14 protein-coding genes are annotated in these 14,796 nt (G+C 71.1%); 8 read left to right on the plus strand and 6 right to left on the minus strand.

Features of this window, described 5'->3' with window-relative positions; translation table 11 throughout:
• Window positions 1–257 precede the first annotated feature (257 nt).
• The 4 genes from AB0M88_RS09635 (at window position 258) to AB0M88_RS09650 (ending at window position 4,401) form a co-directional block, all read left to right on the plus strand.
• Window positions 258–2,609, plus strand: coding sequence for an immune inhibitor A domain-containing protein (locus AB0M88_RS09635; RefSeq protein WP_364098084.1), 2,352 nt, complete (start codon window positions 258–260; stop codon window positions 2,607–2,609).
• Window positions 2,610–2,695: 86 nt separating this feature from the next.
• Window positions 2,696–3,055 carry a hypothetical protein gene (locus AB0M88_RS09640; RefSeq protein ID WP_364098087.1) on the plus strand — a complete coding sequence of 120 codons (360 nt, stop codon included), beginning with the start codon at window positions 2,696–2,698 and terminating at the stop codon, window positions 3,053–3,055.
• A gap of 64 nt (window positions 3,056–3,119) precedes the next feature.
• Window positions 3,120–4,031: an alpha/beta hydrolase gene (locus AB0M88_RS09645; protein ID WP_364098090.1), complete on the plus strand. Its 912-nt coding sequence runs from the start codon at window positions 3,120–3,122 to the stop codon at window positions 4,029–4,031.
• A gap of 7 nt (window positions 4,032–4,038) precedes the next feature.
• On the plus strand, window positions 4,039–4,401 hold the full coding sequence (locus tag AB0M88_RS09650; RefSeq protein WP_364098093.1) for a DUF2203 domain-containing protein: 363 nt from the start codon (window positions 4,039–4,041) through the stop codon (window positions 4,399–4,401).
• Here the strand turns inward: AB0M88_RS09650 and AB0M88_RS09655 are convergent.
• From AB0M88_RS09655 to AB0M88_RS09675, 5 genes are all read right to left on the minus strand, one after another.
• Entirely contained in the window at window positions 4,398–4,955 is a 558-nt protein-coding gene (locus tag AB0M88_RS09655) for a hypothetical protein (protein WP_364098096.1), read from the minus strand. The two genes, AB0M88_RS09650 and AB0M88_RS09655, sit on opposite strands and share 4 nt — an antisense overlap.
• A 24-nt stretch (window positions 4,956–4,979) precedes the next feature.
• Window positions 4,980–5,345 (minus strand): hypothetical protein, encoded by a 366-nt coding sequence (locus tag AB0M88_RS09660; RefSeq protein ID WP_364098099.1) that lies wholly within the window; start codon window positions 5,343–5,345, stop codon window positions 4,980–4,982.
• On the minus strand, window positions 5,342–8,794 hold the full coding sequence (locus AB0M88_RS09665; protein ID WP_364098102.1) for an SseB family protein: 3,453 nt from the start codon (window positions 8,792–8,794) through the stop codon (window positions 5,342–5,344). The genes AB0M88_RS09660 and AB0M88_RS09665 overlap by 4 nt, the downstream gene beginning before the upstream one ends.
• A 308-nt stretch (window positions 8,795–9,102) precedes the next feature.
• A complete protein-coding gene (locus tag AB0M88_RS09670; RefSeq protein WP_364098105.1) occupies window positions 9,103–9,399 on the minus strand; it encodes a WXG100 family type VII secretion target in 297 nt (98 codons plus the stop codon).
• 25 nt (window positions 9,400–9,424) lie between these two features.
• The gene (locus tag AB0M88_RS09675; RefSeq protein ID WP_364098413.1) at window positions 9,425–9,745 is read right to left on the minus strand and encodes a WXG100 family type VII secretion target; all 321 of its coding nucleotides are present in this window, start codon (window positions 9,743–9,745) and stop codon (window positions 9,425–9,427) included.
• Window positions 9,746–10,173: 428 nt separating this feature from the next.
• Between AB0M88_RS09675 and eccE the strand changes: the two genes are divergently transcribed.
• The 4 genes from eccE to rarD all read left to right on the plus strand — a co-directional run bounded on the left by eccE (window position 10,174) and on the right by rarD (window position 14,011).
• Complete coding sequence (gene eccE, locus AB0M88_RS09680) at window positions 10,174–11,913, plus strand: type VII secretion protein EccE (protein WP_364098108.1); 1,740 nt, start codon at window positions 10,174–10,176, stop codon at window positions 11,911–11,913.
• Between the two features lie 275 nt (window positions 11,914–12,188).
• Window positions 12,189–12,572, plus strand: coding sequence for a phage holin family protein (locus AB0M88_RS09685; protein ID WP_364098111.1), 384 nt, complete (start codon window positions 12,189–12,191; stop codon window positions 12,570–12,572).
• A 57-nt stretch (window positions 12,573–12,629) separates the two neighbouring features.
• Window positions 12,630–13,100, plus strand: coding sequence for a GNAT family N-acetyltransferase (locus tag AB0M88_RS09690; protein WP_364098114.1), 471 nt, complete (start codon window positions 12,630–12,632; stop codon window positions 13,098–13,100).
• Window positions 13,097–14,011, plus strand: coding sequence for an EamA family transporter RarD (rarD, locus tag AB0M88_RS09695; RefSeq protein ID WP_364098117.1), 915 nt, complete (start codon window positions 13,097–13,099; stop codon window positions 14,009–14,011). Before AB0M88_RS09690 ends, rarD begins: the two co-directional genes overlap by 4 nt.
• Before the next feature lie 15 nt (window positions 14,012–14,026).
• On the opposite strand, the gene AB0M88_RS09700 is transcribed toward rarD, so the two are convergent.
• A complete protein-coding gene (locus AB0M88_RS09700) occupies window positions 14,027–14,707 on the minus strand; it encodes a zf-HC2 domain-containing protein (protein ID WP_364098120.1) in 681 nt (226 codons plus the stop codon).
• Window positions 14,708–14,796 lie beyond the last annotated feature (89 nt).

Here is a 14,796-nt window from a genome sequence, read left to right on the forward strand (position 1 = left end):
CTGCCGGGGGGGGTTCCGCCACTCGGTGGGGGGGTTGTGGGTGGGGGTGGCCGCCCCCCCCGCCTTTTTCCGGGGCACCCCCCTCCCCACGCCGGGGCCCCCCCCCCCCCCCCCCGAACGCGTTATGGCCCTGACATAACACGTAACCATCAGCTATCGATTCAGATCGACCCGACCACGCATCGCTGTCTTTACATACGTTGAACCACAGCCTCGCAATCCGAGGCGTTCCGGCTGAGCAAGCGGAGGTAAACGTAGTGCGCAAGGTGGTCGTAGGACTGCTCGGCGCCGCGATGGTGACCAGTGTCGGGATCATGCTCCCGGCCGCGGCCACCGCGGCACCGCCCGCCGATCCGGCACCGGCGGCCAACGCCGGCAAGAAAGCCGCACCGATCGACGATCTGCCCAACCCCCTCGAGGACAAGCGCCGCGCCCTGCGGACGGCGGCAGTGTCCGATGTGGTCAGCGGCAAGGCCAAGCCGGTCACGAAGAACGGCAGCACGGTGGTCAAGCTCGGGCGGGACCGCTCGCACGGCAAAGGCAAGGACCAGTACGTCGAGGTCGCCCGCGAACGCACCGACCGGATCTTCGTGATCCTGGCCGAGTTCGGCGACCAGCGCGACCCGGCCTACCCCGACGTCGACAGCGACCCGGACACACCCGGCCCGACGACATTCGACGGCCCGCTGCACAACAAGATCCCCCAGCCGGACCGGTCGAAGGACAACTCCACGGTGTGGCAGGCTGACTACAACGCCGCCCACTACCGCGACCTCTACTTCGGCACCAAGGGCGAGTCGCTCAAGACGTACATGCAGACGGAGTCGTCCGGCCGGTACAGCGTCGACGGCGAGGTCACCGACTGGGTCAAGGTGCCGTACAACGAGGCCCGCTACGGCCGGAACCTCTGCGGCAGCAACGTCTGCAACAACACGTGGGCGCTGATTCGCGACGCGGCCAACCAGTGGGTGGCCGACCAGAAGGCGGCCGGGCGCACCGACGCCCAGATCTCGGCCGACCTGAAGTCGTTCGACCAGTACGACCGCTACGACTTCGACGGCGACGGCAACTTCAACGAGCCGGACGGGTACATCGACCACTTCCAGATCGTCCACGCCGGCGGTGACGAAGCGGACGGCGACCCGCAGCAGGGCGAGGACGCGATCTGGAGCCACCGGTGGTACGCGTACCCCACCGACCAGGGCGTGACCGGTCCGTCCGGCAACCTGCTCGGCGGCAGCCAGGTCGGCGACAGCGGCATCTGGATCGGCGACTACACGATCCAGCCGGAAAACGGCGGCCTGAGCGTCTTCACCCACGAGTACACCCACGACCTGGGTCTGCCCGACGACTACGACACCAGCGGCCTCGGCGACAACAACAGCGAATACTGGACGCTGATGGCGCAGAGCCGCCTGAACGCGGCCGGTGAGCCTCTGGGCACCCGCCCCGGCGACATGGGCGCGTGGAACAAGCTGCAGCTGGGCTGGCTCAACTACCAGTCGGTCAAGGCCGGCCAGTCGAAGATCGTCAACCTCGGTCCCGAGGAGTACAACACCGCGAAGAAACAGGCAGTGGTGGTGACGCTTCCGCCCAAGGAAGTCACAACCCAGCTCGGGGCGCCCTTCGCGGGCACGAAGCAGTTCTTCTCCGGCAACGCCGACGGTCTGGACAACTCGCTGTCCCACGACATCGACCTGACCGGAAAGACCAGCGCGAGCGTCACGCTCAAGGGCCGCTACAACATCGAGCAGGACTTCGACTACCTCTACTTCGAGGCGTCGACCGACGGCGGCACGAACTGGGACCGGCTCGGCGGCACGCTCAACGGCGCGACCATCCCGAACGACCCGAGCGGCAAGCCGGCGCTGACCGGTGACTCGGGCGGCAACTGGGCCGACATCGCGGTGCCGCTCACCGCGTACGCCGGTAAGGCGATCAAGTTCCGGCTGCACTACGTCACCGACGGTGGCGTCTCGGCCGGCGGCTTCTTCGGCGACGAGCTGACCATCACCGCCGACGGCGCGACCGTGCTGGCCGACGGGGCCGAGGGCGCGACGACCTGGGCGATGGACGGGTTCTCGATCGTCGGGGCGAGCACGACCGCCGACTTCGCCAACTACTACATCGCGGGCAACCGCAGCTACACCGGTTACGACCGCTACCTCGAGACCGGGCCGTACAACTTCGGCTTCACCCCGGCCAAGCCCGACTTCGTGGAGCACTACAACTACCAGACCGGCTTGCTGATCTCGTACTGGGACACCTCGCAGGCCGACAACAACACCAACGTGCACCCGGGCGTCGGGCGCAACCTCTACGTCGACGCGCACCCGAAGCCGTTCAACAACGTCAACGGCGTGCCGTGGCGTTCGCGGGTGCAGATCTACGACGCGCCGTTCGGCCTCCGGCCGACCGATGGCATGCTGCTGCACGTCGAGGGCAAGCCCTCGCCGGTGTACCCGCAGCTGCCTTCGCCGATCTTCAACGACAAGGGCAAGTACTTCTACAGCGAGCTGCCGAACCAGGGCGTCAAGCTCCCCGCGGTCGGCGTCAAGATCGCGGTGCTCAACCAGAACGGCACCTCGATGACGGTCGGGGTCTTCTGATCCGTCACCTCTTCGGCGCCCGGGAAGTTCGCTTCCCGGGCGCCGTTGTGCGGAACCGGGCCTCGCGCGCGGACGTCGGAGGCGATATGCGGACCTTTCTTGCGATCTTGCTGCTGGCCGGGCTGACCGGGCTGGCCGGATGCGCGCAGCCGGCTGCTTCCCCGGCGCCTGCGCCTGTACCGACCCGGTCCAGCGGGCCGCCGGACATGCCGACCGACCGGATCAAACCCCCGGGCTTTGTGGTGGGCACGGTGACTGCCGGGGGTTCCGGTCCGTGCTACGAGCTGTCGACCGACGACGGTACGCGGTATGCCCTGCACGCCTCCGACGGCACCAAGCTGGTCAAGGGCGCCCGGATGCGGGTCACGATCAAGCCGGCGGTCGCCCGGATCTGGTGCGGTCCCGGCAAACTGGTCGAGATGACCGCCGCCGAGCCGCTGCGCTGAGCTGCGGCTGAGCTTCGCGCGCCCGACACGGCCATGATCACCGTAAGCGCCTAGGCTGGAGCGCATGGACGACTCGGGCGTGCTGGTGGAAGGACCCTGGACACACCGTTTCGTCGGGGCCAACGGCAGCCGCTTCCACGTCGTCGAGGCCGGCACCGGCCCGCTGGTGCTGTTCCTGCACGGCTTCCCCGAATTCTGGTGGGCGTGGCACGACGTGATGACCCGGGTCGCCGACGCCGGCTTCCGAGCGGTCGCGATCGACCTCCGGGGCTACGGCGCCAGCGACAAGCCACCGCGCGGCTACGACGGCTACACCATGGCGGCTGACGTCACCGGGCTGATCCGGGCCCTCGGCGAGCGCTCGGCGATGATCGTCGGCGCGGGTGCGGGCGGCATGGTCGGCTGGGCCGCCGCCGCGTTCCACCCCAAGATGGTCAGCCGGCTGGTCGTGCTCGGCGCGGCCCATCCGCTGCGACTGCGGGCGGCCCTGTTCGCCGATCCACGCGGCCAGTTCACCGCCTCGGCCACCGTCCTGAAGTTCCAGGTGCCGCGCTACGAGCACGTGCTGACGCGCGACGACGCCGCCCTGGTCGGCGAGCTGATGGCCAAGTGGAGCAGCCCGCGGTGGCGGGCCACACCCGAGTTCGCCGACTATTCGGCCCGCTGCCGGGAGGCGATGCAGATCCCGCAGGCGGCGTTCTGCGCGCTCGAGGCCTACCGCTGGGTGTTCCGCAGCGCGATGCGTCTGCAGGGCTACCGGTTCGTCAAGCTCATGCAGGTGCCGCTGGTGACGCCCACCCTGCAACTGCACGGCGAGCTCGACACGGCGACGCTGCCGCGGACGGCGCAGGGCTCCGGGCGTTACGTGATCGCGCCGTACGAGTGGCGGCTCATCCCCGGCGCCGGCCACTTCCTCCACCAGGAGGCGACCGACGTCGTCACCGGCGAGATCCTGCGCTGGCTGAAGACGCCATAATTCGTCCATGGGACTCTTTACGCTCGACGAGGCCCGCAGCGAGCTGACTCGGCTGCGCCCGGTGCTCGACGAGATCGTGACGTTGCGGGCCGACATGGTCGAACTGTCGGCGGCACTCGCCGTGCCCGGTGAGCGAAGCCCGCTGGGTGGCCTGCCCGAACGCAAGGCGGTCGAGGCCCGGCTCAACGAGCTGATGACCGAGATCCAGGAGACCGGGGCGGAACTCAAGGGTGTGGCGCCGCTGCTGGTCGACTTCCCGGCCGATCTCGACGGCCTGGCGGTGTACCTGTGCTGGCTGGAGGGCGAGACCGACATCAACTGGTATCACCGCAAGGACCTCGGCTTCGGCGCCCGACGGCGCCTCTCCTAGGCGAACCTCTCGGTCGTCACCGGAATCAGGCCCCGGCCCCGAAGTGTGCCGGTGAGCTCGTCGAGAACCGGCCCGACCGCGTCGTCGGCGCCGCTCGCCAGCAGCACGGTCACGTCGAGACCCCAGCCGAGGCCGCCGCCGACCCGGCGCAGCGTCCAACTGAAATGGTCGCCGCCGACCGTCCGGCGGCCCGTGAACTCGCCGTCCCGCGGATCCTTGGCGAAGAGCACCCGATAGAGCCGGTGCTCCCGGAACCCGTCCGGCACCTCAGCCGGCCGCAACCGCAGCGGAGGCGCGGAGGCGAACGGCTCGTAGTCGAGGAAGTGCGCCCGAAGCTCCCCCTCGGCCGCCAGATCCCCGATCACCGCCTCGGCCCCGGCCCGGTCGGTCGGCATCACCCGGGCCAGCAGCGCGGGATCGGTACGCATAGCCCGGCTGAACGACGACGCGCCACGCCAGCGGGGTTCGGCGGCCGTCCAGACCGCCCCGCGAAGACCCCGCGCCGAATGGTCCCGGTCGCGCACGAACTCCTCGATCAGGACGCCGTCCGGCACCAGGTAATAGTCGATGCCCGTCCCTCAGATCCGCTGCTCGCCCAGGTCGGAGACCTCGTGAACCGGCGCCCAGCCCTGATAGACGCCGAAGTCGAACTCCTCCAGGCCGAGCTGGCGGGCGATCGGGGCGCGGCCACCGGTGTATTCGACCCGCAGCCACGAATCGGACTCACCGAGCACGATGAACGGGGCGCCGCGCCACGTGCAGGTGGTGCGGACGTAGACCAGCTCGTCGTAGTCGTCCGGCCCGAGGACCCGCGCGTACCGCCCCGGCTTGACCTCCTCGAAGCCGGAAGCCGGCTCGGGCGAATAGATCCGCACGTCGTCGCCGTCGGGGGCCGCGTCGTATTCGCGGCCCTGCCAGCTCACCACGTAACCGTCGCGCATCACTGCTCACCCACCCGGCGCCAGGTCGGACCGTCGTTGTCGAAGATGGCGACCATGCGCTCGTTGCCGTCGGCGTCGAGACGCCACAGCTGCGCGCCGTGCGGCAGCCGCACACTGTCCACCTTGAACTCGGCGACGACATCGCGTCCCTCACCCGGGGCGAAACCGTTGCCCCGGAACGGCGGCCGCTCGATCACCCAGCCGTCCATCGCCTTCAGCGCCTGCTCATTCTGCCCGCCGTAGGGAATGCGGTAGAGGCTCGGCCGATAGGCCGGCCAGCGCAGGACGTACGCCTCCTTGGCGTCCGACAGATGCGGCGACGAGTCGTAGGTGAGGCCGAGCGCGCCGAACAACTCGCCCGGTGTGCGCAGGTGCTCGACCTCGGTCGCCCGGTGCACGAAACCGGCCACCCGGTCGTAGCCACGCTCCAGGTAGTAGTCGACCTGATCGGGCGGGATCGTCTTCTGCATGACCGTGGCGTGCTGCGCCTCATCGTTGACCGGCGCCGGCGCGGGAACCGGGTCGACCTCGCCGGACGCCTCGGGCTCGGCACCGAGACCGGCCTCGGTCGCCCAGTTGGCGAGCGCGATGACCTGCGGACCCGGGTACTTCGCGCCGACCGGGGAGCCCGGGTTGACGGCGAACGACCAGGCCGGGTCGGGCCAGTTGCGGATCAGCTCGTAGAACCGGACGCCGACCGTACGGGTCGGCTCCTCGAAGTGCTCGGAGAGCCGGTCACGGCTGGTGAACACGATCAGGAACTGCTCGCCGTCCATCTGCTCGGTGCGGAACGCGAACCCGGACTCGCCCGGCGCGCTGCCCGGGCGGGAGTGGTGCGCGACCGGAACCAGGACGGTGGCCAGCAGCAGAGTGGAGAGGAACCGGTCGGTGTTGCCGGCCTCGGCGGCGTCGTGAAGCTCCCGCTCGACGTCGTTGGCCGGGACGAACGGCTCGCCCGAGGGCGGCGGGGGCGGCGGGGCCGCGGCCGGTTGCCGGCTCGGCAGGGCCGGGGCGGCGGGCGCGGGCACCGGGGTGGCGCCGCGGGTCTCGAGCGGCTTGGCCTCGGGGAACCGGGCCGGACGATCGCTGCCGGCCGCACCGGGAATCACCGGCGGCACGACGCCGGGACGAGCGGGCGGGGCGATCGCGGCGGCCGAGTTCATCGGGGCGCTGGCCGGGCGGGCGGCGCGCTCGGCCGCGGTCTGGAAGGCCGGGAAGCTCGTCATGTCGGTCGGAGACGCCGACGGTGAGCCGGCCTGGCGCCGCGGCAGCGGGCTGCCGAAGCCGGCGACGGGTGCGGCCGGGCTCTGAGGCTGCTGGGCCGCCGCGGGCTGGCCCATCCCAGGCTGACCCAATCCAGGCTGGCCCCCCGGCTGACCCATTCCGGGCTGGCCCCCGGGCTGGCCCATTCCGGGCTGGCCCCCGGGCTGGCCCATTCCGGGCTGGGCCGTTGCCGGTTGGGTGGCGCGTGCCGCGGCCGGGGAGGCCGGGCCCTGCGGGAAGCCGGCGCCGGTGGCCGGCTCGGCCGCGGGCGGGGTGACGTTGCGGCGGGGCAGGTCACCGAGGCTCGACCGGGTGGCGGCCGGGGCCGACGGCGCCGCTCCCCGACTGGACCACCGAGGTTCGAACGGGGTCTCGTCGGGGTTGTGCGGGGCGAAGTTGTCCGGCACCGGGGGTGTCTGGGCCATCGGCGTACGCACCGGAAGCGGACCGCTCGGGTTCTGCAGAGCGCCGCGGGGGTCGCTCTCGCCGTCCCAGCCGCGACCTGAGGGGGCGGCGGCCGGACCGGAGGGACTCCGCGTGGGCAGGCCGCTGGTCGGGTTGACCGCGCCCGGGGTACGAATGGGCAGGCCGCCCGGGCCGACCTCGGGCTTGGCCGGGGCCGACGGCGGAATCGGAGGCGCGTAAGCGGCCGGGGGCTGTGCTCCGCTGGTCGGCCGGGCGGTGGGCTGACCATAGGCCGGAGGCTGTGCGCTCGGGGGCTGTGCGCTTGAAGGCTGTGCGCTCGGGGGCTGTGCGCTCGGAGGCGCGAAGGCACCGCCGAGGCGGGCACCCGGGGTCTGGCCATAGGGCGGCGGGGCCGCGGCGGGCTGGCCATAGGCGGGCGGGGTTGCCGCGCCCGGGTGGCTCGTGGGCGCCTGGCTGTAGGGTCCACTGCCCGGGTGGCTGGTGGGGGCGTCGGCGGGCCGGCCATAACCGCCGCCCTGCCCATAGGGAGAGGGCGCGAGTGCACCGCCGGGATGGCTCGTGGCGGGCTGGCCATAGCCGCCGTCCTGCCCATATGGGGAGGCCGCGCTGCCCGGATCACTCGTCGGCGCGGAAGCACCCGGACCGAATCCGCCCGCCGGCCCGGCCGGCTGACGGTAGGGCGACGCTGCTGTGCCGCCGGGTTGACTCGAGGGCGCCGCGGCGGGCTGGGCGTAGGCGGCTGGGCTGCCGGCGGCTGGGCTGCCGGCGGCTGGGCTGCCGGCGGCTGACGCGGGCGAGCCATAGGCCGCGGGGCTGCCGGCCGCTGCGCCCGGCTGACCGTAGCCCGGCGGCACGCCCGGCTGACCGTAGCCGGCCGGAACGCCCGGCTGGCCATAGCCCGCGGGCGCGGCGGGGCTTCCCGCCGCCTGGCCGTAGCCGGAGGGGCCGGGACTGACGGACTGGCCGTAGCCGGAAGGGCCAGGACTGACGGACTGGCCGTAGGCGGAAGCGGCGGCCGGGCTGCCCGGCTGGGCGGCCGGCGGGTGGGACGCGCCGCCCTGGCCACCGAACGCGGCCGCGGTCTGGCCGAACGCGGCCGCGGCACCCTGCCCGGGCGTGCGCCCGAACGCGGCCGCCACGCCGCTGACCCCGGGCTGCTGTCCCGGCTGGCCGTAGCCCGCCGGCGCCGCACCCGAGACGGGCTGGTTGGGCAGGCCCGCCCGGTCGTAACCCGCGGCCGCGGCCGCAGTTCCGGGTGCCTGACCGTAGACAGCACCCTGCGCGGGCGCCTCACCGGTCGCGGCGGCATTGTGCGCGACGGCCGCCGCGTGCAGGTCTTGGATCTTCGGCGGCTCGCGGCCCGGGCCCCGGGTCGGCAGCCTCAGGTCGCCGCGGGACAGCTGGGCGACGAACCAGGCCGGAAGATAGCCCTCGACCGGCAACCCCGGGTTGACGGCGAGCCACCACTCCAGGTTTGGCCAGGTTTCGGCCAGCTCGGCATAGGGAACACGGCGGGCCGAACCGGAATAGTCGGACAGGCAGGACTGAAGCGCCTGACTCGACGTGAAGGCGAGCACGTGTGTGCGCCCGCCGGTGCTCCAGGTGCCCCAGCCCAGCGGCTCCTGGCCGGCCAAGGCGTCGGCTGACACCGGCAGCAGTAGGTCAACGCTGGAGAGAACACGAAAGTACGACTCTTGGTCGTCCGTGCGTAGCGCATCGCGCATCGCAACCTCGGCGTCCGTAGCCGGTTCCCACTCGGACACGTCCACCTCTCCCCACCGCGCGACGAGGCCATCTCAACGCGTACAACCTACAAGGTCAGGCGGCGATCACAATGGGCGGCAGTGCGCTGACTGAGAAGTCGGGTAAAAGGCACCCTCTGCGCGGCTCCGAAGCAACTGGCACGCCCGTTTCGGTCGCTGGAAGCGATCATTCAGCCACCGATAGTAGTCTTGCCGGCCCGCCAGGCCATTACAACGATCGGGGGACCTCAACCCCGAAAGAACGGACTAAACGGAAACGGCCGGGACAGTCGTGATGACTGGTCCGGCCGTCTCGCCGTGAGCGTCCTTCACTGGAAGCGCTGAGCCGCCGCCTTCTCAGTGTTGACGTAGTCCTCCGTCGACTGGTCGACGGCCCGCTTGATGTTCTGCAGGATGTGGTTGAGGTCGGCCGACGCGTTGCGCCACTTGCTCTGACGCTGCGCGTATGACTCCTGGGCGGCACCGTTCCAGGTCGCGATCAGCGGCTTGGCGGCGCTCTCCAGCTCGTCGAGCTGCGACTGCATGCTGGTGATCGCCTTTTGGATGTCAGCGCTGGCCTGTTGCATCGCGCCGAAGTTGACGAGAAGCATTCCGTCGTTCGCCATGTGTCTTTTCCTCCCCGTGGTCGGCTCAGAGCGGCAGCGAGACGCCGCCACCGCCGGAGCCCGAAAGCCGGCTGGCCGCATCGCTGTCGGTCGAGTGGTAGCCGACACCGGAGACCCGGATCGACTCGGCGGTATCGCCCAGCGCCTGGTTGAGGCTCTTCAGGTCGGCCTGGTATTGCTGCTTGACCTGCTCGAACGCGGCCGCGCCGAGGCCCTTCCACTGGCTGTTGAGCGTCGAGAGCTCGTTCATCAGTGTGCTGAGCATCTGCTGCAGCGACTGATTGACGTGATCGAATTTGGCGGCGGTCTGCGCCATCACTTCGTGATCAGACTGCGTCTGGGACACCCCGGACGTCACCCCGCTTTCTCTTTCGGTCTTCGCCGTGCGTCATGATCCAAATTGGACGGGCCGGAACCCTTGACGTATCGGCGTGGGACACCCACGGTAACCCCTGCCCTCAACAGCCAGGGGGCGTTCCGCGGCCGCCCTTTTCGTTGCCGACCGTAGCCGTTGGCGAGACAGCAGCGATACCCCACATCGGGATCTGTGGATAACTCAGTTGTCCACAGGCACCCCCCTCGCCGAGCCCGGGGCCATACGATGGGCCGCGCACAAGGTTGAATGCGCTCCGCGCGGCGGGAAGCGGCAGGAAAAGGCGGTTGGTGGTGACGGCAAGCGTGGCGGGGGGCCGGGATTACCGCGAGCTGAGCGGCCCGGCCAGGCCATTACCAAAGGTCAACACGCGAGCGGTCCGACATGGACGGTTGTTCGGCGTGCGGGCCAGCCAGCTCGTCGGCACCCAGGTCGCCGCGGTGGCCCTGCTGGTCGGCGCGGTCGGCGGGGCGATCGGTCTCGCCGCGGGCGCCGTCGTGGCCCTGCTGGTCCTCGCCCTCACCTGGCTGCGCTGGCGCGGCCGCTGGATCTTCGAGTGGCTCGGCGTGATGTTGCGGTTCAGTCGCCGGCCGCGCACGTCGGCCACCGGCGCCGGTTCGCTGCTCGGTTTCGTCGCGCCGACCGCCCGGATCGAGCAGACCGAGCTGGCCGGCGACCCGGCCGCGGTGATCGTCGACGGCCTCGGCCTGGTCTCCGTGCTCGAGCTGGGCGACCCGGCCGGCCTGCTCGCCGAGGACACCCCGATGCTCCCCTCCCCCGCGAGCCTGCTGCCGGCGTCCGGCCCCGACCAGCCGCCGGTGCTGATCCAGCTGCTGCTGGCCGGCGCGCCCTCGCCCGCCGTGCGAGCCGGCGCGGGCACCCCGGCCAACTCCTATCGCCAGCTCACCGAGGGCCGTCTGCTCGGGCACAGCCGGGCGCTGCTCGCGATCCGCGTGCTGCGCACCGAGGGCTGGTCCGAGGAAGAGCTGCTCCGAGCCCTCACCGGGCTGGCCCGCAAGCTGGTCCGCCGCCTCTCCGCCGTGCCCGCCCGCCCGCTCGGCGAGGCCGCCGCGGTCCGGGTGCTGAGCGAGATCGCGCACGACGACGGGGCTGCTCCGGCCCACGAGTTCTGGCCCGGCATCAAAGTCGGCGGCCTCGCCCAGGCCACCTATCGCCTGCACCGCTGGCCCGACATGCAGGTCGAGACCGCCCGGCGCCTGGTGACGCGGATGCTCTCGCTGCCCGCCGCGGCCACCACGGTCTCGGTCACCGCCGGGCCTCGGGCGGCCCACGGCCCGACGCCGGTCGATCTCACGGTGCGCCTCGCGGCGCCCGATCCGGGCGCGCTCGCCGCCGCAGCCCAGGCGTTGCGCAAGGTGCTTTCACCCGAGCACGCTTCCGTACGCCGTCTGGACGGCGAACACCTCCTCGGGCTGGCCGCGACGTTGCCGCTCGGCGGGGCGCCGGCCACCGTCCCGGGGGTGCCGCTCGACGGGGTGCACCCGGCCGAGCAGGCCGAGGGCATGCACCTGCCGGTGAGTTCGGGCGGGCTGATGCTGGGCAGCAACCGGCACGGCAAGCCGGTGGTGATCCGGCTGTTCCGCCCTGAGCAGACGCGGGCGCTGCTGGTGGGCGGCGTGCGCGCGGCCCAGCTGATCGCCCTGCGCGCGATGGCGCTCGGCGCCCGCGTCGTCGTGCAGACCGCCCGCCCGCAGGCGTGGGAGCCGTTCGTCCGCGGCGCGGCCGTGCCCGGCGAGTCGATCGCCGTGGTGCCGCCGGGCCGCGCCTTCGAGATCGCCCCCGGCTCGGTCCTGCACCCCCTCCTGGTCGTCGTCGACGTCGGCCCGGTCGGCGCCGACAACCGCCCCGGCACCGGCTGGCAGGCGACGCTGGTGGTCCGCGACGAGTTCGGCCCGGCCGACGTCGACGTGGCCTCCCGAGCCGACCTGCTGGTCCTCCAGCCCCTGCGCCCGGCCGAGGCCACCCTGGTCGGCACCGCCCTGGGCCTGGGCGAGGTCGCCCAGTGGATGACCAAGATCCGTCCCGACATGGTCGGCGTCGTCAACCGCCGCGCCGTCCGCTGGGCCGCCCTCGCCCAGACCCCCATCGAGTCCCAGCTGATCGGTCCGCCCACCCGCTGAGCCGGGCGGCAGCCTCCCTGAGCAGCCTGTGGCGCGCCGGGCGGCCGGGCCGGGAGTTCGCGCGGGCCGGCCGGGGGGCTCGGCTGGCCTCGCGAGCTCGCCGGGGAGGGCTCGGGCTGGCCTCACGGGCCGGCCGGGGGGGTTCGGGCTGGCCGGGGGGATTTCTGAGCGATAGGGCTCGATTTCCCGCTTCTGGGCGCTTCCAGGCAACGACATCGACAAGATCGGCGAGTGTTGCGGACCCGGATGGCGTCGGCATGGCACGATTCCGGGCCATGGGCATTCTCATCCGACTGGTGATCACCGCGGTCTCGCTGTGGATATCGACGCTGGTCATCGACGGGATCCACCTCAACGCGGCGACCACGCTCGGCAAGGTCGGCACGCTGCTCGCGGTGGCGGTCATCTTCGGCATCATCAACGCCGTGCTGCGGCCGATCGTCAAGACGATCGGTTGCGGGCTGTACGTGCTGACGCTGGGCCTCATCGCACTGATCGTCAACGGCCTGCTGTTCCTGCTGGTCAGCTGGATCGCCGGCCAGGCCAGCCTGCCGTTCCACGTGGACAACTTCTGGCCGAGTGCCGTCCTGGGCGCGCTGCTGGTCGGCGTCGTCAGCTGGCTGCTCAACATGCTCGTCCCCGACGGCGGCGACGACTGACAGAAATGGCGGGATATCCGGTGGCGCCCGCCCAAGATCGTCGGTTGACTCGCGGGCGTGCTGGAACTGCGCCGTGCTGACGGCTACGAACTGAGCTCCGACCGTGCCCGCATCGACCTCCCCACGGTGCACCGCTGGCTGTCGACCGACGCCTACTGGGCGATGGGCCGGTCGGAGGAGCGGATGCGGGCCGCGGTCGAGGGCTCCGAGCCGTACGGCATCTACCTCGGCGGCGAGCAGGTGGCGGTGGCCCGCGTGGTCACCGACAACACGATCTTCGCCTACCTCTGTGACGTCTACGTCGACCGCGGGCACCGGGGGAAGGGTCTCGGCGGCTGGCTGATCGAGTCACTGCGCGACCACCTGGCCGGACGCGGTCTGACCCGGTTCCTGCTCGTGACCCGGGACGCCCAGCCGCTCTATGCCCGGTACGGCTTCGCCGAGGTCGACCCGGGCCGCTGGATGATGTGCGACCTGAGTCACACGCAACGACCAGAAGGCGCATCGGGCCTTACCGTGCAGCCATGAGCGAAGAGCGTCGCGGATATGTGTACGGGCTGGTGGCGTACGCGATCTGGGGTTTCTTCCCGATCTATTTCAAGCTGCTGAAACCGGCCGGTGCACTGGAGATTCTCGCCCACCGGGTGATCTGGTCGGTCGTCTTCGTCGCGCTGATGCTCACCGCGCTCCGGAGCTGGCGCGGGATACGGCTGATCGTGCGCAGGCCGGGCATCGTGCTGGCCGCGCTGCTGATCGCGGTCAACTGGGGCACCTACATCTACGGCGTCAACTCCGACCGGGTCGTCGAGACCGCGCTCGGCTACTTCATCACGCCGCTCGTCGTCGTGCTGCTCGGTGTGACCGTCCAGCGGGAACGACTGAGGATCTGGCAGTGGGTCGCGATCGGCGTCGGCACGGTCGCCGTGGTCGTGCTGACCGTCGACTACGGCCGCCTGCCCTACATCGCCCTGCTCCTGGCCGGCAGCTTCGGGTCGTACAGCCTGGTGAAGAAGCGTCTCGCGCTGCCGCCGGCCGAGGGTCTGTTCGTCGAGTCGTCGGTGATCGCGATCCCCGCGCTCGCCTATCTGATCGTGATCAACGCCGATCACACGGCCGAGTTCGGTCATGTCTCGGCCGGGCACACCGCCCTGATGATCTTCTCCGGCGTGGCGACCGCGATTCCGCTGCTGCTCTTCGCGGGCGCGGCCAACCGGGTACCGATGGTCGGCATCGGCATCCTGCAGTACGTGGCGCCGATCATTCAGCTGGCCTGCGGTGTGTTCATCTACCACGAGCCGATGCCGGCGGCGCGGCTGGCCGGGTTCGGCCTGGTCTGGATCGCGCTGATCGTCTTCACCGTGGATGCGATCGGGAAGGCCCGGCAAAAGGTGGCCGATCCGACGGCCGCCACCGTCGAACCGGCCACCGCGGCCCCGTAACCCGGAGTCAAAAGGTCAGGGGACGTCGTAGGCGAGCAGTGCCTTGCCGTCGTACTGCACCAGCTCGAGCCGGGAGAGGCTGCCCGCGGCGAAGTGGGTGACGGCTTCCATCGGGAAGTCGGTGCCCGGCGCGGCCTGCCAGGAGCCGACCTGCTCCTTCTCGTCGTCCGGGCCGTACGCGATCAGGCGGAACGTGTACGGCTTGGTCGCGCTCTCGCTGTACGAGCAGGTGAGGTTGATCAGGGTGCCGCCGGCCTTGCTGGTCATCCGCAGGGTGGCGGTGAGCGGCGAGGCTCCCGCGACCGGCATCATCGCCACCGCGGGGCCGGGTGGCGTCGCGGCGGGAGCCGACGGTCCGCGGGTCAGCACGAGCACCCCGACCGCGACGAGCGCGATCAGGAGCAGGGCCGCAGCGCTGCTCAGGACGCGTACGGTCAAGTTTTTGGCGGTCTTCCGCCGGGTGACCAGACGCCGGATCGGGTGGTGCTCCTCGCCTGCCGACAGGCTCGGGTCGACGAGTTTGGCGAATTCCGTGGCGTCGAGCCGGGAGAGCAGATCGGGCAGGGTCGAGATGTCGCGCACCGCTTCGCGGCAGAAGGAGCAGGTGGCCAGATGCCTCTCGTAGGCCACTCGCTCGGCCGGGGACAAGGCTCCGAGGACGTAAGCGCCGTCGTCGTGTTCGTGTTCGCACCGCATCCCCGTCACCACCCTCCGCCGAACTTGCGCGTGCAATGTGTCTTACGCAGCGAGGCGGCGGGAGGTTCAACGGAGTCTTAGGGCCCCTT

Origin of the sequence: Actinoplanes sp. NPDC051411 (assembly GCF_040682075.1) — a bacterium.
Lineage (GTDB): Bacteria > Actinomycetota > Actinomycetes > Mycobacteriales > Micromonosporaceae > Actinoplanes.